This window comes from Vibrio sp. L3-7 (genome assembly GCF_963898195.1).
Lineage (GTDB): Bacteria > Pseudomonadota > Gammaproteobacteria > Enterobacterales > Vibrionaceae > Vibrio > Vibrio echinoideorum.
In genome coordinates, this window is record NZ_CAWQUW010000034.1 from 266,293 (window position 1) to 287,643 (window position 21,351).

The 21,351-nt window shown below is 42.6% G+C and carries 19 protein-coding genes and 1 riboswitch; of the genes, 9 read left to right on the plus strand and 10 right to left on the minus strand.

Annotation, left to right across the window (positions count from 1 at the left end):
- Positions 1–33 precede the first annotated feature (33 nt).
- Complete coding sequence (gene clpA, locus AACW75_RS19210) at positions 34–2,307, plus strand: ATP-dependent Clp protease ATP-binding subunit ClpA (protein WP_017076465.1); 2,274 nt, start codon at positions 34–36, stop codon at positions 2,305–2,307.
- Between the two features lie 517 nt (positions 2,308–2,824).
- Here clpA and infA read toward each other — a convergent pair.
- From infA to aat, 3 genes are all read right to left on the minus strand, one after another.
- A complete protein-coding gene (infA, locus tag AACW75_RS19215) occupies positions 2,825–3,043 on the minus strand; it encodes a translation initiation factor IF-1 (protein ID WP_005600159.1) in 219 nt (72 codons plus the stop codon).
- 81 nt (positions 3,044–3,124) lie between these two features.
- Positions 3,125–3,823, minus strand: a complete 699-nt coding sequence (locus AACW75_RS19220) for an arginyltransferase (protein WP_102552827.1) — start codon at positions 3,821–3,823, stop codon at positions 3,125–3,127.
- Complete coding sequence (gene aat / locus AACW75_RS19225) at positions 3,820–4,533, minus strand: leucyl/phenylalanyl-tRNA--protein transferase (protein ID WP_102557370.1); 714 nt, start codon at positions 4,531–4,533, stop codon at positions 3,820–3,822. The genes AACW75_RS19220 and aat overlap by 4 nt, the downstream gene beginning before the upstream one ends.
- A gap of 53 nt (positions 4,534–4,586) precedes the next feature.
- Between aat and AACW75_RS19230 the strand changes: the two genes are divergently transcribed.
- A complete protein-coding gene (locus AACW75_RS19230) occupies positions 4,587–5,042 on the plus strand; it encodes an outer membrane lipoprotein (RefSeq protein ID WP_017076462.1) in 456 nt (151 codons plus the stop codon).
- 162 nt (positions 5,043–5,204) lie between these two features.
- Positions 5,205–6,485 carry a 3-phosphoshikimate 1-carboxyvinyltransferase gene (gene aroA, locus AACW75_RS19235; RefSeq protein WP_017076461.1) on the plus strand — a complete coding sequence of 427 codons (1,281 nt, stop codon included), beginning with the start codon at positions 5,205–5,207 and terminating at the stop codon, positions 6,483–6,485.
- 45 nt (positions 6,486–6,530) lie between these two features.
- Here the strand turns inward: aroA and AACW75_RS19240 are convergent, their stop codons facing one another.
- Positions 6,531–6,776 (minus strand): YciN family protein, encoded by a 246-nt coding sequence (locus AACW75_RS19240; RefSeq protein WP_017076460.1) that lies wholly within the window; start codon positions 6,774–6,776, stop codon positions 6,531–6,533.
- 441 nt (positions 6,777–7,217) lie between these two features.
- Between AACW75_RS19240 and topA the strand changes: the two genes are divergently transcribed.
- From topA to AACW75_RS19260, 4 genes are all read left to right on the plus strand, one after another.
- Positions 7,218–9,848 (plus strand): type I DNA topoisomerase, encoded by a 2,631-nt coding sequence (topA, locus tag AACW75_RS19245; RefSeq protein WP_145565068.1) that lies wholly within the window; start codon positions 7,218–7,220, stop codon positions 9,846–9,848.
- Positions 9,849–10,372: 524 nt separating this feature from the next.
- Complete coding sequence (glgC, locus tag AACW75_RS19250) at positions 10,373–11,602, plus strand: glucose-1-phosphate adenylyltransferase (protein ID WP_081324443.1); 1,230 nt, start codon at positions 10,373–10,375, stop codon at positions 11,600–11,602.
- On the plus strand, positions 11,592–13,046 hold the full coding sequence (gene glgA, locus AACW75_RS19255; RefSeq protein ID WP_145570967.1) for a glycogen synthase GlgA: 1,455 nt from the start codon (positions 11,592–11,594) through the stop codon (positions 13,044–13,046). Before glgC ends, glgA begins: the two co-directional genes overlap by 11 nt.
- A 272-nt stretch (positions 13,047–13,318) precedes the next feature.
- On the plus strand, positions 13,319–14,116 hold the full coding sequence (locus AACW75_RS19260; RefSeq protein WP_017076456.1) for an alpha/beta fold hydrolase: 798 nt from the start codon (positions 13,319–13,321) through the stop codon (positions 14,114–14,116).
- A 159-nt stretch (positions 14,117–14,275) separates the two neighbouring features.
- Here the strand turns inward: AACW75_RS19260 and AACW75_RS19265 are convergent, their stop codons facing one another.
- The 5 genes from AACW75_RS19265 to torD form a co-directional block, all read right to left on the minus strand.
- On the minus strand, positions 14,276–14,593 hold the full coding sequence (locus AACW75_RS19265) for a putative signal transducing protein (RefSeq protein WP_145570949.1): 318 nt from the start codon (positions 14,591–14,593) through the stop codon (positions 14,276–14,278).
- Between the two features lie 12 nt (positions 14,594–14,605).
- On the minus strand, positions 14,606–15,286 hold the full coding sequence (locus AACW75_RS19270) for a TVP38/TMEM64 family protein (protein WP_029225251.1): 681 nt from the start codon (positions 15,284–15,286) through the stop codon (positions 14,606–14,608).
- A 130-nt stretch (positions 15,287–15,416) separates the two neighbouring features.
- On the minus strand, positions 15,417–16,007 hold the full coding sequence (locus tag AACW75_RS19275; RefSeq protein WP_017076454.1) for a TfoX/Sxy family DNA transformation protein: 591 nt from the start codon (positions 16,005–16,007) through the stop codon (positions 15,417–15,419).
- A gap of 127 nt (positions 16,008–16,134) precedes the next feature.
- Positions 16,135–16,220, minus strand: a riboswitch (cyclic di-GMP riboswitch).
- Between the two features lie 170 nt (positions 16,221–16,390).
- On the minus strand, positions 16,391–17,395 hold the full coding sequence (gene purR, locus AACW75_RS19280; protein WP_017076453.1) for an HTH-type transcriptional repressor PurR: 1,005 nt from the start codon (positions 17,393–17,395) through the stop codon (positions 16,391–16,393).
- A gap of 316 nt (positions 17,396–17,711) precedes the next feature.
- Positions 17,712–18,359 (minus strand): molecular chaperone TorD, encoded by a 648-nt coding sequence (torD, locus tag AACW75_RS19285; protein ID WP_017076452.1) that lies wholly within the window; start codon positions 18,357–18,359, stop codon positions 17,712–17,714.
- A gap of 285 nt (positions 18,360–18,644) precedes the next feature.
- On the opposite strand from torD, the gene torR reads away from it, so the two are divergent.
- Positions 18,645–19,358: a two-component system response regulator TorR gene (gene torR, locus AACW75_RS19290; protein WP_017076451.1), complete on the plus strand. Its 714-nt coding sequence runs from the start codon at positions 18,645–18,647 to the stop codon at positions 19,356–19,358.
- 141 nt (positions 19,359–19,499) lie between these two features.
- Here torR and elyC read toward each other — a convergent pair whose 3' ends face one another.
- A complete protein-coding gene (gene elyC / locus AACW75_RS19295) occupies positions 19,500–20,345 on the minus strand; it encodes an envelope biogenesis factor ElyC (protein WP_145570947.1) in 846 nt (281 codons plus the stop codon).
- 115 nt (positions 20,346–20,460) lie between these two features.
- Here elyC and cmoM point away from each other — a divergent pair, with 115 nt between their 5' ends.
- Complete coding sequence (gene cmoM / locus AACW75_RS19300) at positions 20,461–21,246, plus strand: tRNA uridine 5-oxyacetic acid(34) methyltransferase CmoM (RefSeq protein WP_145570945.1); 786 nt, start codon at positions 20,461–20,463, stop codon at positions 21,244–21,246.
- The last annotated feature ends 105 nt before the right edge of the window (positions 21,247–21,351 follow it).

A 21,351-nucleotide genomic window follows, 5' to 3' on the forward strand; every position in this document is an offset into this window, starting at 1 on the left:
CGAACAACACTGTTGTTCCCTTAGGAGGTACTTATGCTGAATAAAGAATTAGAGACGAGTTTAAATGGCGCATTTGCTCGTGCCCGAGACAAACGACATGAATTTATGACTGTCGAACACCTCCTACTAGCATTATTAGAAAATGATGCGGCCAAGGAAGCGCTCCAAGCTTGTCAGGCTGATCTCGATGCTCTCCGCAATGAACTCGATATTTTTATCGATCAAACAACCCCACTTATCCCAGAAAGCGATGAGACTCGTGAAACGCAGCCTACGCTGAGCTTCCAACGAGTGCTTCAGCGCGCTGTTTTTCATGTTCAATCTTCAGGTCGTAGTGAAGTAACAGGTGCAAACGTACTTGTCGCTATTTTCAGTGAGCAAGAATCTCACGCTGCATATTTACTTAAGAAGAATGACATTAGCCGCTTAGATATCGTCAACTTCATTTCTCATGGTATTACTAAAGCCAGTAACGAAGGTGATGGCTCATCACCTTCGGATTCATTTGGTGGCGCAGAGAGTGCTGAAGAAGCTAACTCTGAAGATCGTCTAGAAAATTTTGCTACTAATCTTAATGAAGTGGCGAAGCAAGGTAACATTGACCCGCTTATCGGACGTGACAAAGAGCTTGAACGTACAGTCCAAGTTTTGTGTCGTCGTCGTAAAAACAACCCTCTATTGGTAGGTGAAGCTGGTGTGGGTAAAACCGCAATCGCTGAAGGTCTTGCATGGCGAATTGTTGAAGGACAAGTACCTGAAATCATCCAGAGCAGTGTAATTTATTCTTTAGATATTGGTTCACTTCTAGCTGGGACTAAATATCGTGGTGACTTTGAGAAGCGTTTTAAAGCGATTCTTAAGCAACTAGAGAAAGAAGAAGACGCTATTTTATTCATTGATGAAATCCACACTATTATTGGTGCTGGTGCAGCGTCTGGTGGACAGGTTGATGCGGCAAACCTAATTAAACCACTATTAAGCAGTGGTAAATTACGTTGTATTGGTTCAACGACATACCAAGAGTACAGCAGTATTTTTGAGAAGGAGCGTGCTTTAGCTCGTCGCTTCCAGAAAATCGATATTGTTGAACCATCATTAGATGACACGACGAAGATTCTGATTGGCTTGAAGCCAAAATATGAAGCTCACCACGAAGTTCGCTATACCAATAAAGCGTTGCGTGCGGCTGTGGAACTGTCAGCTAAATACATTAATGAACGTCATCTTCCTGATAAGGCGATAGATGTAATTGATGAAGCAGGCGCTCGTAGTCGTTTGGCTCCAGCAAGCCGTCGTAAAAAAACGGTAGGTGTGGCTGATATTGAGTCGATGGTTGCGAAAATGGCTCGTATTCCTGAGAAGTCAGTATCATCTTCAGACAAAGATACGCTGCAGAAACTGGATGACCGCATGAAAATGTTGGTATTCGGACAAGACCCTGCTATTGATGTATTGAGCGAAGCGATTAAGCTAACTCGTGCTGGATTGGGTGCAGACAATAAACCCGTTGGTTCATTCCTGTTTGCTGGCCCTACTGGTGTGGGTAAAACCGAGGTTACGGTTCAGCTCTCTAAATTGATGGGTATTGAGCTTCTACGCTTTGATATGTCTGAGTACGGTGAACGCCACTCTGTGAGTCGCTTGATCGGTGCTCCTCCGGGTTATGTTGGTTATGATCAAGGTGGTTTGTTGACAGATGCCGTGATCAAGAACCCTCACTCTGTGGTCTTGCTCGATGAAATTGAGAAAGCTCACCCAGATATCTTTAACCTGTTACTACAGGTAATGGATAACGGTACGTTAACGGACAACAACGGTCGCAAAGCGGATTTCCGTAACGTAATTTTGGTGATGACGACCAACGCAGGTGTTGCAGAAACCGAGAAGAAATCGATCGGCCTGATCCAGCAAGATCATGCACCAGATGCGATGGGCGAAATCAAGAAGGTATTTACTCCGGAATTCCGTAACCGTCTTGACAATATTATTTGGTTCAACAGTCTAGACCCTAGTGTGATTAGCCAAGTTGTCGACAAGTTTATTGTTGAGCTTCAAGTTCAACTGGATGCTCGCGGTGTATCCCTAGAGGTTTCTGAGGATGCTCGCAATTGGTTAGCTGAGAGAGGCTATGACAAGACCATGGGCGCTCGTCCTATGGGACGTGTGATCCAAGATAAGCTTAAGAAGCCTCTGGCAAACGAGTTGTTGTTTGGTAGTTTAGTGGACGGCGGCACGGTTAAAGTATCCCTGAAAAAAGACGACTTAGACTTTGTTTATGTGGGTGCTAAAGAAGAAGTGATGCATTAAGCGCTCTTGCTTAACGGCCTAATTTTTACGGTTTAGCTCTCAATAAGACACATAACTAAAATAAAGCGCACGACTTCGGTTGTGCGTTTTTTGTTTATGTAGACTTTTTATTTGGAGTATTGAAAACCTCTGTGTCTTGAAAACTGAGACTACGAGATAAGCCATCAAGCTGCTGTCATAAAAAAGTCGTAGTTACACGAAAAGCTGTAGTTATAAAAGAGCTACAGTTACGAGAAAGCTGGAGTCGCGAGACAGACAAGAGTAACGGTACAAGCAAGGGGAGATTTAAAAGAGCATGGGAAAGATATCAGGTGTTTACTTGGAGCTGGTAATAGGAAGGCTTACGTCGCTATAACGGGAGTGTCATCAGGTATATGAGGGCATTGTTACGGAAGATAAGTGGTGGGTAAAACAGGGAAGTGTTGAGAGCTACAGATGAGCCCTGTATTGATGTTCCTTCTGGCGATAAAAAACGGAGCATTAAGCTCCGCTTCTTATCGTATTCGATAATTAAAAATTAACGAGCACGGAAGACGATGCGGCCTTTAGAAAGGTCGTATGGAGTCATCTCAACAGTTACTTTATCACCAGTAAGAATACGGATGTAGTTCTTGCGCATTTTACCAGAGATGTGTGCTGTCACTACGTGACCGTTTTCAAGCTCAACACGGAACATTGTGTTTGGTAGAGTATCAAGGACAGTGCCTTGCAACTCGATTACGTCTTCTTTAGCCATCTAATCCTCTTTCGAAATTTGGCGGTTTTCAACGGCTTGATTGTGCCGTTAAAATCAAAATATGTAAAGTTGTCGCGTATTCTACCCTTGCCACCGCTGATTTACTAGCCTTTGATGACGTTGAAATCGTACTTTATAGTTCATCGCAGGGCATTCATCGATTTGATAACCCAAATATAACCATTGTTTTTGTTCTTTCTGGGCATGCTGGATCTGAAATAGAACGCCGAGTGTTCCCATAGAGATGTCGATATCAGGATCGAAGAAGGTATAAAATGCGCTCGTGCAGTGAGACATCACATCAGTGATAGCGATGCCGACCAACTGACTATCATCATAGATGTGCATGAACTTTGTAGCAAGCCATTCATTTTTAGAGAATTGTAGGAACTCTTCTTTTTTTGGTGGATACATGGTTCCCGATCTGTGACGAGCGGTTATGTAACGGCTATATAAATCAAACCAGTTATCATCCATCGCGTCTTTCAGTTCCCAGCGAAATGCTTTGGCTTTGTTGAGGACGCGGCGTTGGCTTTTAGAAAACTTGACCTCGGGAATCGAGAGCCGAATAGCATGGCACGCAGAGCAATTATCGCAATGTGGCTTATAAATTGTCGCTCCACTGCGGCGAAACCCGTTTGCGAGCAGAACTTCATAGTTATCTGAAGTGTGCATGTGTTCATCAAGCGTGACCGCTACTCTTTCTTGAAGGTGTGGCAGGTAGCTGCAAGCATGGTTATCGGTCAATCCAATTCTGATTTGTTGTAAATCTGAACTCATGAAGGCGTTCCCTCTAGCCATTGTGATTTAAAACATCCATCGCCAAGTTGATTTTCTTTAAGTATTTTCAAAGCACTAAGGAACTCATCTCTTTTTACTTCGATAGCGCCTAACGAGTTCAAGTGAGGGTTCATGACTTGGCAATCGACGAGCTTTCCGCCAAATTGTTTAAAGTGTTTACAAAAATACCATAGTGCAATTTTAGAGGCATTGGTCTTCAGGCTGAACATCGATTCACCACAAAAGACTTGGCCTCTTTGTAAGCCGTAAAGGCCGCCGATAAGCTCGTCGCCTTGCCAAACCTCGACGGAGTGGCAGAATCCTAATGAAGCAAGTTCGCGATACGCTGACTGCATTTCACTGTTTAACCAAGTTTCTTCTTCGGGTCTCAATGATGAGCAATAACCAATCACTTTGTCGGTCGCATAGTTGATACTGACTCGATAATTGTGCTTTCTTTGAAACTTTTTAAGACTTTTTGATGGTTTGAATGTCTTAGGATCAAATACTGCTCTGGGTGCTGGGCTCCACCAAAGTATAGGCTCTCCTGGCCCATACCATGGAAATATACCTTGGCTGTAAGCGTTTAAAATTCGCATTGGCGATAAATCACCACCAAATGCGAGCAGACCGTTTGGTTCATCAAGCGCGTCGAAGGGCGAAGGAAACTCTATACTAGTAGTATCAAGTTCAGTTAGGTATATAGTCATAAGTACCGCGTTACCGATTAATCATTGACCAAGAGGTCTTTAGGAGTTTTACCATGAAGAAGTTGCTTTGGATTTTACTTGTTTTGCCCATGTTGGCAAATGCAGCTTATAACAGAAACCAAGCTCGACCGGTCAATGAGGTCGTTTATGGTGAGATTGATACGGTCAGATACATTACCCAACAAGAGATCGTAGAGTCTAAAGCGAATGGTTGGGAAACCTTGTTGGGCGCGGCTATTGGCGGCTTGATAGGGAATCAGTTTGGTGGCGGTACCGGTAAAGAAGTCGCGACGGCTGTCGGTGCTGTAGCGGGCGCAGGGATTGCCCGTAATCGAGGTAATACGCAATACCGAGTGGAATACAAGCTTGTTGAATTGTTGGTTAAAACCAAAGATGACAAGTTGGTTAATATCATCCAAGACGTCGATAATTCGATGTTGTTTAACCGAGGTGATGATGTACGGATTCTCTATTTTTCTGATGGCGTTCGTGTCGATCTAGCATACTAGTACATCAATGCGTTCGATTGGCTAATTAATAGCCTTTAACAAAGGGATTAGCTCTGGAGTTCATTGGAAAAGTTCGTTAGTCTGCAAGTACGAAGAATTATTAATCGCCCGAAAATAAATACGCGCCAGTGACCTCGGGTGGTACAAGGACTATAAGATTTAATGGAAAGCCTTACGTTACAACCAATTCAAAAAGTGAGCGGGGAAGTTAACCTACCTGGCTCTAAAAGTGTTTCTAACCGTGCCCTTCTTTTGGCTGCACTTTCAACTGGAACAACTCGTTTAACAAATTTACTCGATAGTGATGACATTCGCCATATGTTGAATGCTCTGACTCAATTGGGTGTTAACTATCAGCTATCTGAAGATAAAAAAGTTTGTGAAGTGACTGGTGTTGGTGGTTCGTTTTCAAGTAATGAAGCCCTAGAGCTTTTCTTAGGTAACGCAGGCACGGCGATGCGTCCCCTTGCAGCTGCACTTTGCTTAGGTCGTGGTGAATTTGTATTGACTGGTGAACCTCGAATGAAAGAGCGCCCTATCGGTCATTTGGTTACAGCGTTACGAGCAGCAGGTGCTGACGTTGAATACCTAGAAAACGAAAACTACCCACCGTTGAAGATCACAGGTACAGGCCTTAAAAGTGGTACCGTTTCTATCGATGGGTCCATTTCTAGTCAGTTTTTAACGGCATTTTTGATGGCAGCACCTCTGGCTGAAGGCGAAGTGACTATTAAAATTGAAGGTGATTTGGTTTCTAAACCATACATCGATATTACGCTACACATTATGAAACAATTTGGCGTGGACGTGATTAATAACGACTATCAAGAGTTCGTTATTCCTACCGGACAATCGTATTCAGCACCTGGTGACTTTTTAGTCGAAGGTGATGCATCATCTGCTTCGTATTTCCTTGCTGCTGCTGCCATTAAAGGTGGTGAAATTAAGGTAACGGGTATTGGTAAAAACAGTATCCAAGGTGATATCCAATTCGCAGATGCGCTTGAAAAAATGGGTGCCGAAATTGAATGGGGTGACGACTACGTTATCTCTCGTTGTGGTGAGCTGAAAGGCATTGATATGGACTATAACCATATCCCTGATGCGGCAATGACAATCGCTACAACTGCGTTGTTTGCTAAGGGCACGACGGCGATTCGTAATGTTTACAACTGGCGCGTGAAAGAGACCGATCGTCTCGCAGCGATGGCTACAGAGCTACGTAAAGTGGGCGCTGAAGTGGAAGAGGGTGAAGACTACATCATTGTTAACCCTGTTGCTGAACTGAAACACGCGGCGATTGATACTTACGATGATCATCGTATGGCAATGTGTTTTTCTTTGGTCGCCCTAAGTGATACACCGGTGACAATCAATGATCCTGGTTGTACATCGAAGACCTTCCCTGATTACTTTGATAAGCTGAAAATGCTGAGTCAATAGAGATACAGGAAGTAAAAAAGCTTGCCTAAATGGCAAGCTTTTTCGTTATAGCTCAATCGAAAATTCTTTGGAAAGATGGTGCGCTAAGTATTTAAACATGTTAAATACAGCGGTTGTGTTTTCTGTCGGCAATCCATTGCTGTCTAAGAAGTATTCACCTTTGAAGATGAGCACATCGTCTTTCTCTACTACGCTGTTTGCGCGCATGCCTTCAATGTAGTCATCATGTGATTGGATAATTTGGTTTGCGATTAGCAGTAAATCAAATTCTGCTATTACTTTCTTTGTCATGAGTCGATCTCTGATAACTGAATATATCGTTGAGTTTATTGTGTGGCATTAGAAATTCAATGATTTCACAACCGATTTAAGAGAGTCTTTTCAAATATCCACAATTTATTTTGTGATTTATGACAAAAATAATTGAATGGGGCTCGCGTTAGATTCGTGGACAAGCTTAGTATGACCGCGTTTATACGTAATGCCTGATGAACAGGCTCTTGCAAGTATTCTTAGTGAGTACTTTATAGCTTCTTTATATTGTGCCCCTTTTATCTACAGAGTCGTCGATTTGTCGACCGATCAGATCCAATTTTGAAAAAAGCGGTTGATCTTCTAGTAATCTCGCACAATAGTAAAAAAAGAAGCAATGAATTTAGAATATCATGCGTAAAAGCCCACAAGTTAAATTGTTGGTGCTGAAGCATCGTGATTAAGGACGTTAGAGTCAATATGGGTAAATCGCTAGTTATAGTGGAGTCGCCGGCCAAGGCTAAAACCATCAATAAATATCTTGGTAAAGACTTTGTCGTTAAGTCGAGTGTAGGTCACGTTCGTGATTTGCCAACGGCAGGTCAAAGTACTGGCAAAAAGGCTACTGCAGTTTCAACCAAGGATATGAGCCCAGAAGATAAAGCTCGTATCAAGAAAGAAAAAGATCGCAAAGCTCTGATTAAAAAGATGGGCATTAACCCATATCAAGAGTGGGAAGCGAATTACCAAATTCTACCAGGTAAAGAAAAAGTCGTTGCTGAATTGCAAAAACTGGCTGAGAACGCAGACCATGTTTATCTCGCAACCGATTTGGATCGCGAAGGAGAAGCTATCGCATGGCACCTTCGTGAGATCATCGGTGGCGATGAAACGCGATACAAACGAGTCGTTTTTAACGAAATCACCAAGAATGCTATTCAACAAGCTTTCGAAACTCCAGGTGAGCTGAACATTGATGGTGTAAACGCACAACAAGCACGACGTTTCATGGACCGTGTTGTGGGCTTTATGGTGTCACCTTTGCTTTGGAAAAAAGTAGCGCGAGGCTTATCCGCTGGCCGTGTTCAATCAGTAGCCGTAAAACTACTTGTTGAGCGTGAGCGCGAGATCAACGCTTTTATCCCTGAGGAATTCTGGGATGTGCATGCTGATACTAAAACAACCGACAAAACGGATTTCAGACTGCAAGTTGCACAGAAAGACGGTGTTGCGTTTAGACCAGACAATGAAGCGCAAACTCTAGCAGCCGTTAATGTTTTAGAAAAAGCTCAATATGAAGTGTGTAAACGTGAAGACCGCCCAACGAAGAGTAAGCCGTCTGCACCTTACATCACGTCAACGCTGCAACAAGCGGCGAGCACTCGTCTTGGTTACGGCGTAAAGAAAACCATGATGCTGGCTCAACGCCTGTATGAAGCGGGTTACATCACTTATATGCGTACTGACTCGACTAACTTGAGTTCAGAAGCTGTAGAAGCCGCTCGTGAGTACATTGGTTCAGAGTTTGGTGAGCAATATTTACCACCTAAAGCGCTTGTATACGGCAGCAAGGAGGGCGCTCAAGAGGCCCACGAAGCGATTCGTCCTTCAAGTGTAGATGTTAAGTCGGAAGATCTAAACGGCGTGGACGCAGACGCACACAAGCTTTACTCGCTGATTTGGAATCAATTTGTTGCTTGTCAAATGACACCAGCGCAATACGACTCAACAACGGTAAGCGTCAAAGCTGATGAATACACGCTAAAAGCGAAAGGTCGAATTCTTAAATTTGATGGTTGGACTCGTGTTCAGCGCCCAATGGGTAAGAATGAAGACACGATTCTTCCTGCAGTACAAATTGGCGATAAGTTAGATCTAATCGCGTTAGATCCTAAACAACACTTCACTAAGCCACCGGCACGTTTCACTGAAGCGGCGCTAGTAAAAGAGCTAGAGAAGCGTGGTATTGGTCGTCCTTCAACTTACGCATCAATCATCTCGACGATTCAAGATCGTGGTTATGTGAAAGTTGAACAGCGTCGTTTCTACGCTGAGAAGATGGGTGAAATTGTTACTGACCGTCTAGACGGTAGTTTCAATGACCTAATGAACTATGACTTTACTGCTCGTATGGAGCAAAAGTTAGACCAAATTGCTGAAGGCGAAGCAAACTGGAAGGGTGTGTTAGATAACTTCTTTACAGACTTCACAGGCGATTTGGAAAAAGCAGATTTAGACGAAGATGCTGGTGGCATGAAGCCGAACCATATCGTGGAAACCGATATTGAATGTCCGACTTGTAGCCGTAAAATGGGTATTCGTACTGCATCAACCGGTGTATTCCTAGGTTGCTCTGGTTACGCGCTTCCACCAAAAGAGCGTTGTAAGACAACAATTAACCTTGGTGATGAAGAAGGCATTATCAACGTTCTTGAAGAAGACGTTGAAACAGCAGCACTTCGAGCTAAAAAGCGTTGTCCTATTTGTGAAACGGCAATGGATGCTTATCTGATTGATGATAAGCGTAAGATGCACGTGTGTGGTAACAATCCTAACTGTGAAGGTTATGTGGTTGAACACGGTGAATTCAAAGTGAAAGGCTACGATGGTCCACTTGTTGAGTGTGACAAATGTGGTTCTGACATGGTTCTGAAGAACGGTCGTTTCGGTAAATACATGGACTGTACGAGTGAAGATTGTAAAAACACTCGTAAGATCCTGAAAAACGGTGAAGTCGCTCCACCAAAAGAAGATCCAGTACATTTCCCTGAACTTCCATGTGAAAACTCAGATGCGTACTTTGTGCTGCGTGATGGTGCTTCTGGTCTGTTTATGGCAGCAAGCAACTTCCCTAAATCACGTGAAACTCGTGCGCCACTAGTGGAAGAGCTTGTTCGTTTTAAAGACCGTATTTCGCCTAAATTTCAATACCTAGCATCTGCACCAGTTGCAGATCCGGACGGTAAGCCAGCGGTAGTACGTTTCAGCCGTAAGACAAAAGAGAATTACGTCCGTACTGAAGCCGATGGAAAACCTTCAGGTTGGACCGCTTTGTATATTGACGGTAAGTGGGAAATTACGGATAAGCGTAAAAAGCCTAAAGAAAAGTAACGGAACACGTTGATTGAAAAAGCAGCCATTAGGCTGCTTTTTTTTGTTCAAAATATGACTAAATATGCAACCAATTGATGTTGTGTGTTGCTTGTGAGAATTGATTAAATTCACGATGCGAAATAAATGGATGTAATTAATAATATCTTATTATGCAACTTTAACGAGAATGTAACTTAATTAAAATATTGTAGCTCAAAGATCAGTGTTTAGTTGTATACCTGATGTGTGGCGGGTGTTAATGTAATGTTTCACCCGAACGGTGTAGTGTGAGCTGCTTTAAGTCTTAGGAAAGCAATCAGCCCGCATAACACAGAATGGCGTATTAAAAATTGAAATCGGCCGAAAAGTCGATAACGTATATAAAACCAAGTGCAAAGAATAGTGCACGCATAATAACGTTTGGCTTAGGATATTGTCACTGTATGTGAATGAATATTCGTTAAGTACCGAAATAAGTGTTAGTGCTCATCCCCCAGAGGAAGATACCTCTACGAGTACTGACATCGACAAGCTATAGATATATGGAGAATAAAATGGCTGGTGTATTGGGAATGATTCTTGCTGGTGGTGAAGGCTCTCGCTTAAGACCTTTGACTGAATCTCGCAGCAAACCCTCGGTTCCTTTCGGTGGTAGTTACCGCTTAATTGATTTCGCTTTGAACAACTTCGTTAATGCTGATCTGATGAAGATCTACGTATTGACACAATTTAAGTCACAATCACTGTTTCATCATATGAAAAAAGGTTGGAATATCAGTGGCTTATCAGGTCGGTTTATCGACCCAATTCCAGCGCAAATGCGTAAAGGAAAGCGTTGGTATGAAGGCACAGCAGATGCTATCTACCAAAACATGGGCTTTATGGAATTGGAAGAACCTGATCAAGTCTGTATTTTTGGTTCTGACCATATTTATAAGATGGACATCAAGCAGATGCTTGATTTCCATAAAGAGAAGAAAGCAGCTCTAACAGTTTCTGCCCTGCGCATGCCACTTGCTGAAGCATCAGATTTCGGTGTTATTGAGGTTGATGCTGAAGGTCGTATGATTGGCTTTGAAGAGAAACCTGCAAATCCGAAGTCGATTCCGGGAGACCCAGAGTCAGCGCTTGTTTCAATGGGCAACTACGTGTTCGAAGCAAAGGAACTTTTTGCTGAACTAACGGAAGATGCAGATAAGCCTGAATCTTCACATGACTTCGGAAAAGACATTATTCCAAATATGTTCCCACGTGGTGATGTGTTTGTTTATGATTTTAGCACCAACCGCATTACAGGTGAAAAAGAAGAAGTTTACTGGCGCGATGTAGGTACGATTGATGCTTACTGGCAAGCGCATATGGATCTTCTTAAGAAAGATGCACCATTCTCGCTATACAACCGTAAATGGCCTCTACACACTTACTATCCGCCACTGCCACCAGCTACGTTTACTGACTCGGCTAATGGTCGAATTCAGATCATTGATAGCCTTGTGTGTAGCGGTAGTTATGTACGTGGTTCGCGTATTGAAAAGAGTGTACTAGGCTTCCGCAGTAATATCGCATCAGCATGTGATATTAGTGAGAGTATTTTATTAGGTGATGTGAAGGTGGGCGAGGGTTGTATACTTCGTCGCGTTATCATTGATAAAGATGCAGACATCGCACCAGGCACTCAAATTGGTGTAAACCTGACAGAAGACAAGAAGCATTACCACGTATCTGACGATGGTATAGTTGTTATTTCTAAAGGAGCGCGAGTTGGTTACTAAGACTCTCTCGGTACTTTTTGTAGCGTCTGAAGTTGAAGGCTTGATTAAAAGTGGTGGCTTGGCTGATGTAGCCAAGGCACTGCCGAAAGCGTTACAAACACTCGAGCAGGACGTTCGAGTGACCATCCCCGCGTATAGAAACATTCCAAATATTGATTCGGCAGACGTCATTTTATCGACGGAGCTCGATCATTGGCCTCATACCGCTTACCAAGTTAAGAAGTTGAGTGTGGAAGGCGTTCAAGTTTTTGGTATTGAATGTGCTCAGTATTTCGACCGTCCAGAAATGTACGCAGAAAATAATCAAGCCTACGCCGATAACGGCGAGCGCTTTTCATTTTTTAGCGCAGCTTGTTTGGATATGTTACCAAAGCTTGGTTTCCAACCGGATATCATTCACGCGAACGACTGGCATACCGGCTTCGTACCTTTCTTGCTTAAGTCTCGTTATCAACAGCACGATTTCTTTGAACATACACGCAGTGTCATCTCTATTCACAATGCGGTTTTCAAAGGTGTGTTCTCTTATGATGAACTGCAGTGTCTGCCAGAAATGCACAACTACAACGTACCTGAAGCTGCGGTGAGTGATACTCACGTCACCATGCTAAAAGCGGGTGTGTTGTGTGCAGATAAAGTAAATGCTGTAAGCCCAACATATGCCAACGAGCTGAAAACTGAACTCGGTAGCCACGGAATGTCCGCTGAATTTCAACACCGGTCGGCTGACCTGTTTGGTATTCTTAACGGTTGTGATTATGGTGCTTGGAATCCAGAAACAGATGCGTCTCTTCCTCGCAAATATAAAGCAACCAAACACAGCATGGTTCGTGGTAAATCAGCTTGTAAGCAAAAATTGCAACAAGATGTTGGACTGCCCGTCACCGATTGTGCGGTCTATGGCATGGTTTGTCGTCTAACGAATCAAAAAGGTGTTCATTACTTACTGCCTATCATCGAACAGTTCTTGAAAAACGATCTTCAGATTGTGATTGTCGGTACTGGTGATCCAGTTTTGGCGAGTCAACTGAAAGAGTTAACGGCACTTCATTCAGATAAGTTCTCTTTTGTCGAAGCGTACAACAATGAGTTGGCACACTTGGTTGAAGCGGGTTCTGATTTTTTCTTAATGCCTTCTGAGTTCGAACCTTGCGGCTTAAACCAAATCTACAGCATGGCCTACGGTACTTTACCGATAGTTCGTTCTGTGGGCGGCTTAAAAGACAGTGTGAATGATTATGATCAAGATCCTGAGGTAGCGACTGGTTTTGCTTTTGAAGAGCCGACACCACAAGCGTTACTGGCTGTCTTGCATCGCTCATTGTTGCTTTATGCACAAAATCCATCTGAAATTAAGCGTGTTCAGCTTTATGCGATGCAGCAAGATTTTAGTTGGGAAGACGCGGCCAAAGAGTACCTAACGATGTACCACACGGCATTTTAGCTTCTCGGTTGTGTTGATGAACAACAACGATAATTAACATTCGAAGGCACTCTTATATTAGGGTGCCTTTTTGTTTTCTGGTCTGTTCACATCACGTTTGCGAAGACAAAACTTGCAAACTCATTTTAGTCAGGTAGAAAATGAGGGTAGGTATTCACATGACTAATGTTAGGTTTGACACTATTATCACTTAAAGTTCTTAATTGCGTGATATCCTTAGTCATCGCCTTGTGATGAGGCCTAGCTCCATTTCAATAATTAAAGCGATAGGTATGTCTGAGAGTTTATTATTTCATAAAACATTTACTCACCCTACGAGCGACGAGTGGGTTGTGTTTGTGCATGGCGCAGGAGGAAGTTCCTCTATCTGGTTCAAGCAGATCAAAGCGTATAAACAACATTTCAATTTGCTTCTCATTGATTTAAGAGGGCATGGAAAGTCAGATAACATCCTTAAAGGTCTGATCTCGAATCGTTATACTTTCAAATCGGTAACGCTCGATATTCTTAAAGTTTTAGATCACTTAAAAATTCGTTCGGCGCACTTCGTCGGCATGTCTTTAGGGACGATTATTGTACGTAACGTTGCAGAGTTGGCGGCGGGGCGTGTACGATCTATGGTATTAGGCGGCGCTGTCACTAAGCTCAACACTCGCTCTCAAGTGTTAATAAAACTGGGTAACTTGAGTAAGCACATAATCCCTTATATGTGGTTATACAGCCTTTTTGCTTATGTTGTTATGCCGCAAAAAAGCCAAAAAGAGTCTCGTCACCTGTTTATACGTGAAGCCAAAAAACTGTGCCAGAAAGAGTTCAAGCGCTGGTTTATCTTAACGGCAGATGTAAACCCATTGATGAAATACTTTAAAGATAGAGAGCTACCAATACCGACTCTGTACTTGATGGGAGAGCGTGACTACATGTTCATTAAGCCTGTAAAAGAAATGGTCGAAGCACATGAGTCGAGTGAACTGGTCGAAATTGCCAATTGCGGTCACGTATGTAACGTGGAAAATCCTGAAGAGTTTAACCAACGTTCGATAGCCTTTATTCAAAAGCAAATTCAATGACCGAGAGATAAATTTTGTTGCTAATAGCTGATGATTAAATCTCAGTTTTATTGCCACAGAACATGATTACCAAAAAAATGGGAAGCTAATTTTAGCTTCCCATTTTTTGTTTGGAGGAGGTGTCTGATCCAGTTGATTTGAGCCTTTATTGAATCTCTTCTATTCAGGAGAGGCAGCACCGCACTGCCAGCAAGAACCGAATTGGGCTTCGTTTACCTCGTGGCATTCTCCACAGCGCCATTCTTCATAGATAATGGAATCTTGTTGTTTTTGGTATTCATTAACAACTGTGCGTGCTTTGTTTGCCAATTCTGGCTCGTACAGCCAGACGTAAGGGTCAGTGTCTTCTGTGAAGGGGATTTCTCCTTTCAAGCCAAATAAACCCTCTCCACGGACCTCACACGCAATATTCTCGCTTTCTAATAACCCACATATGATGTGGGCTTCTGTCGGATTTGATGCGCTAAAGATTTTCATTGTGATAGCGCCTTATTCTACAACTGGTGTTGAACGGAATTTGTTCATCAACCACTTGGCAATAATTGGGAATATACCTAGCAAGGCAAATGAAAGTAAAACGGAAGGGGAAACGATACCTGACAGTGAATCAATTTCTGCAAGTTGAGTACCTGCATTCAAGAAAACAGCAGTACCTGGCAGCATCCCTATTTGGCTCGTAATGTAATATCGGCTAATCGACATCGGTGTTAAGCCCATCAAAAGGTTGATGAGAAAAAATGGGAATACAGGAATCAAACGTAGGGAAAATAAATAAAATGCCCCGTCTTTTTCAACACCTTTATTTATGGTTGCCAACTTATCGCCAAACTTGGTTTGAATCCAGTCGCGCAATAGGTAGCGGCTACTTAAAAAGGCAATAGTTGCACCGATGGCGCTGGCGAATGACACCAAAAGCAAACTATTCCAAAAACCAAAGAGCGCGGCACCCAAGAGTGTCACAACAGCAGCGCCTGGAATCGAGAAAGCGGTAATCATTACGTAAGCTGAGAAATAAATAGCAGCCGCAGCGATGAAGTTGCTATCAATGTACTCATTTAAAACGGCTTGTTGAGCCTTTGCATTCTCAAGTGTGAGGTATTGGCCGAAGTTTACGCCCAACAAGATGATCGTCACGACCAATACAATACCCAATATCATTTTCTTACTCATTGATACTTCCTCAAATTTTCAATGCATACCATTAGTATAGATAGACAGGTAAAGCATAGATTAACTTTCAGCAGATATAAAAAAAGCCGCAAAAATGCGGCTTAGTTATGTATCGTTTGAATTGACAATGTTAATTGACGCGACTGATAAGCTCTTCACGACGCTGCTGCGGTATGACAGACCAATGTGTACCATTGATAGCCCCTTCTAGTGCCCAAAGTAGCTCGATACTAACAGAGGACGCATGAGATTCCTTGATGGCGTTAAACGCGTTTACAGAGCCAGATTCATATAAACGTTCTACGGAATCTATCCCAGCCTTTTTCAACATACGCTCAGTCGCGAGTCGAAGGTTAGGAAGGTCTTTTAATCGAGTTGGCTTAGCAGAAGACTGTTCAGCTTTTTCGTCTTTAGCAAAACCCAAAGACGTAGTAGCAAGCTCTAAGATTTTCTCTTGATCCTGCCATAGGCCCTCAGGCAAAGCGAAATATTTAGTAACAACGGGGAAACCACGTTTCTTGTAAACGTAAGGTTGAAACCCTTGTTGTTCGAATTGCTTTGTTGTGCATTTGTCCGCTCGTATGTGCAACTGGTCATTTACAACCAGAGCAAACATCGTGTCATCAGCAAAAAGACCGAAGCCACCAAACATTGAGCGTGATTTTATTTTTCCTAGGGACTCAAATAACTTCATCGAGTCCTTTAGTATCGGTTTATCCATGTTATTTATCTCGGTGTATTTGAACTACGCCACCAAATAAGCAGGTCCGAGAGATTAGCAAAATGTTGCAACTAAATTGTCAATAAGCCGTAAATTACTAAATTATTAATAACTACTGCATTTTGCCATCGGTAACCCCGCTACCATACCAACGAGTGGTTTAGGCCGGAAGCTTTGCGTCTCACTCTTTCGAGTGGTTTGCCCTGTGCGTGACTGATTAAATAGAATAAAGTTTTTGTTGAATGAGGCTCACACTTGTTATTTCAAAATGTGATATCGCTTCAATTAATGATCTTTCCAGTATGATACCAGGTTCATTGATGTTGTTGATAAAAAAAGCGCACCTAAAGGTGCGCTTGATTAAACTAAACTGAATTTATCAATTAATTTAACGTTTTAACTGTGCTTCGCTCAACAATTTCAGGGTGCATTTCGAATACACGTTTTTCATGGTCTTTGTCTTTGATGCGTTCTAACAAAATTTCGAATGCATTCTTACCAACACGACGCTTCGGTTGGTGAACCGTGGTCAATGGTGGAGAGAAGTACTCAGCTAACTCGATGTTATCGTAACCAATCACTGAAATATCTTCAGGGATACGAATACCTTGTTGTTGTAAGCGACTCATTAGGCCAAGTGCCATGGTGTCGTTAAAACAGAATACGGCTGTAGGGCGATCTTCCATTTTAATAATTTGATCAGCAGCAATCACAGCGGTATCACACTCAAAGTTGCCTTCAATGATTAGACGCTCATCAGTAGCTATTTTGGCTTCACCCAACGCACGTTTGTAACCTGCAATACGTTCTACACATGCTGCTTTGTCTAAGTGGCCACTTAAGCAAGCAATCTTAGAATGACCGCGTTCAATAAGGTACTTGGTTGCCAGGTAGCCACCTTCTTCAGAGTTATCAATGATCTTATCGGCTTGAGAGGTCTCAGGGCCCCAATCCATGACAACTTTAGGGATATCAGCGTGACGGTCTAACATCTCTCTTAATTCTTCAGTTAGGTCTGAACACATAACCAAGATGCCATCTACACGTTTCTCTGCAAGCATTCGAATGTAGTCGCGCTGCTTCTCATAGATACCGCCAGTGTTACACAAGATCAAAGTGTAACCTTGACGGTAACAGTAACTCTCAACACCATCGATAACTTCAGAGAAGAATAGGTTGGTTGATTGAGTCACTAGCATGCCGATAGTGCGCGTTGTATTACATTTTAAGCTACGAGCAACAGCACTCGGCGCGTAGTTTAGTTCGTCTACGGCTTTGTTTACTTTTTCTTGAGTCGCTTCTGCAACAAAACGTGTTTTGTTGATTACGTGAGAAACGGTGGTTGTTGATACGCCTGCTAAGCGAGCGACATCTTTAATAGTGGCCATGGTTTTATCCTATTAGAAGCTACTTTCCCAAAGTACGGAATAAAGTAGCCGTTAAGCTACTTAACTAAGAGCTTAAATTTGTAGGGCTCTTTGGGTACTAAAGTGCTAAAAAACAAAAAACCGCTATTGAGCGGCCTGTCTTAACACCGAAATGCTCTGAACTTAAATAAGCATAGCATTTCGTGAATGTTTCATATTTTATCGTTTGCGGTCACAATTTTAGACTGACTAGAAATGACTCGCAATAAAATTCACCCAGAAATCCGGGTGAATTGTCACATTCTATTGAATTTATTTACTTAGATATCCACTTAGCTTATTCACCCGCCAAATATTGAATGTCTAAATTGCAAAATGCGAGTAACAAAGACGAGACGGAAGCGTAGAAACCAAACTGGTCAACATCATGACATTTCACATTGAACTTTGGCACCCAAGTAAGGAGTTGTTGTTCGACAAACTGTTGTTGAACGGCGAACGATTTCTCTAACTCTTCTTCAAGCTCAGTTTCGTTAGAACGGATGATTAAGTTGCCAAGGAAATCGAGTTCGATAGCTATGTGGTCTGCGGGCTCTTTTAAATCTTTGTTCACGACCAGGTTGTGCTTAGCCATGATGTCTTCCATATCTTTAGCTGGCTTGTCGTTCAATAGACCCGTTTCGCCGATATACATTGAAGCGTAAGGCAGAGCACCATGTTTATCTGTCTTTAAGAAAAGATCGCAGAAATCAGCAGACAGTTCCAGTTGGGCATCTTCACGTGTTTGTAAACGATTTAGTGCGTCTACAAGCTTATCAATTGAAGGCTTCAGAGTTTCATTTTCGCCTAAACCAGTAAGGAAAGAACGAATTTCAACAGAATGGTAGTGATCGAGTTCTTCTTGAGTTAGCTCTTTGGCAAATAAGCTTGATAGCCACCAGTATATTTCTGCTCTTTGTTCGTTGAACGCTTTCGTATCTTTCATTTCATAGATCCTGATTTAGTCTTGTGGTGTTACTTATAAGCATCTTGAAGTCACTAGGGCATAAGCACACCAAGGCTGAATAACAAGGTTATTTGCGAAACGCAAAGTTACTCGTTAGTAGTAATGCCTATATTGAATTGCGATGGACGATAAATAGCAAGGTTTAAGATTGTCTTGTATCAAAAAAAATCCATGTTTCTGGCTTTTATCTTCAGTACCACTAGAATTGTTACTAGTTATGAATAGAATAGTCACTGAAACTATTAAATAAGAAAAGTGGTGTAGATGAGCTATCACGTATTAGTCGTAGAAGATGATGTGGTAACCCGCAGTAAACTGGTTGGATATTTCCAGAACGAAGGTTACACAGTGAGCGAAGCGGAAAGCGGCGCTCAAATGAGAAAGGTGTTGGAAGAAAACAACGTTGATCTCATTATGCTGGACATCAACTTACCAGGCGAAGATGGATTGATGCTAACTCGCGAATTACGCAGTCAATCAGACATTGGAATTATTTTAGTTACTGGACGCACGGATAGCATCGACAAAATCGTTGGCCTAGAAATGGGCGCAGATGATTATGTTACTAAACCATTCGAACTTCGCGAGTTGTTGGTTCGAGTTAAAAACTTACTTTGGCGTATTGCTGCCGCTCGCAAAACCGCGGCGGGAACGGTAGAACAAACAGAAGATGAGTCTGTTGTTCGTTTTGGTGAATGGACGTTTGATATTCCTCGTCGTGCGCTAAGCAAAAATGGCGAGCCGGTTAAACTGACTAAGGCTGAGTATGAGTTGCTAGTCGCACTCTCTTCTTACCCTAATAAAGTATTAAGTCGTGAGCGTATTTTGAACATGATTAGCCACCGAGTTGATGCGCCTAATGATCGTACGATCGACGTACTCATTCGTCGTATGCGCGCAAAAATGGAGTTTGACCCTAAGAATCCACAAATTTTTGTGACGGTTCATGGTGAAGGGTACATGTTTGCTGGTGACTAAACCTCCCTCGGGCGCTTTAATCAGCAACGAGTGGCAAGCGTAAAAAAGCCGAGACACAGTTTATGTCTCGGCTTTTTTATTGCTTATCACATTCTTGATTATGAACTAATTCTTCGAAAATCAAGATATATCGATTTAATACTAGGCCGCAGAAACTGCATCATTGTCTTCTTCTAAAATAGAAGGTTCAGGGATGACTATAGGCTCTTCAACATTATCATTACTTGTGTCTAGCCAATCGCGCAGACTTTGCCAAACTAACCCCATCGTTTCGTGCCAATAACGTTCGGTCTGCTCAAGATAGAGCGCTTTAGGCATGTACTTATTCCAAGGTTCAACAATCCCTTCTTGTGCTAGGTAGTTTGTTGGTGCTGGTAATGGCTTCATACCTGCAGCATGGAACTCATTGAGTGCGCGCGTCATATGGCTAGCCGATGTCACTAATACCATTCTTTTATTCTTAACAAACGCTGCCGCTTGTCGTGCTTCTTCCCACGTATCTTTAGCAGTTTCAAGCAGGATGATATCGGGCTTTGCTACACCAAGAGCTAGAGCCACTTTAGCCATCATCCTTGCGTTGCTGACTTCAGTGCCTGCGCCATAGCCTGACAAAATAAGTTTGGCACCTGGGTAAAGACGCAAAATTCGAATACCTTCACTTAAACGCATAAGTCCAGTTCGGCTTAGTTCTGATGTCGGTGGGATTTGGTCGTCTACGACGTGACCACTTCCAAGAACCATAACGTAATCGATGGTGTCATCGACGGGTAAAAAAGCGGTGTGCTGCCTTTCCATTGGCATTAAAAGTTGACTAGAAACTGGCTGGAAAGCGATTAGGAAAATACCACACAGGGCTGAGAGGGTAATTAGGCAACCTGTCTTCCTTTTGGTAGTAAACATCACTAGGGCTAAGCCCAGAAAAGCGAGAATTAACATTGCTGGCAGTGGCATCAGTAACGAAGACACTACTTTTTTCAGCTCAAACATATCCGAATAGTCCGAAAAAACATCACTTAGTAGTAAAAAGAGACATCGCCTCTTTATTCCTGAAATTCCTGTGACAGAATAGCAGGCACGATAGGACATAATAACTCAAGTAGCCGTGACTGAAGACCGTAATTTCGACGATATTGCCCACAAATTTGCAAAAAACATTTACGGCTCTGACAAAGGAGAGATCCGTCAGATCATCGTATGGGAAGATTTAGAACAAGCTTTGAGCAAATTTGAACGCTTCACTTCTCCGCTGCATGTACTTGATGCTGGAGGCGGCCTTGCGCAGATGTCGCAAAAAATTGCGGCGCTTGGGCATAACGTTTCTCTGTGTGACCTCTCCTCTGAAATGTTGAAGCTAGCAGAAGAAAGTATCAGCGAAGCGGGCTTGTTAAATCAGTATCGATTTATCCATTCTCCAGTGCAAAACGTGGCAGAACATCTCGATGATAAAGTCGACTTTGTGATGTTTCATGCTGTGATGGAGTGGTTAGCGAATCCGAAAGAGGCGCTTGATTTATTACTAGAACAAGTAAAACCGGGTGGTATTGCCTCGATAATGTTTTATAACCATCACGGATTAGTCCTGAAAAATGTGATTTGTGGCAACATTCCTCATGTATTGAATGGGATGCCACATCGAAAACGGTTTAAGCTGCAACCACAAAAAGGCTTGAAGCCTGAAGAGGTTTATCAATGGATAGAAGACGCTGGTCTAGAAATCTGTGGTAAGTCAGGCATTCGCTCATTCAGTGACTACATAGGTAATATGGAGTACATGGGTGATTACCAATTTGAAGATGTATTGGAACTAGAAAAACAGCTATGTCGCCAAGAGCCATATCTGTCGCTAGGCCGTTATATTCACGTTTGGGCTCAAAAACCTGCGCAATAGCAGCAGTGAATGTGGTAAAAGAAGCCACAACATGCGCTATGCAATAGTAAGAAGCCCGCGTCATAAAGAAATAGGCGTCATATCTAATACGTTCGATATGACGAA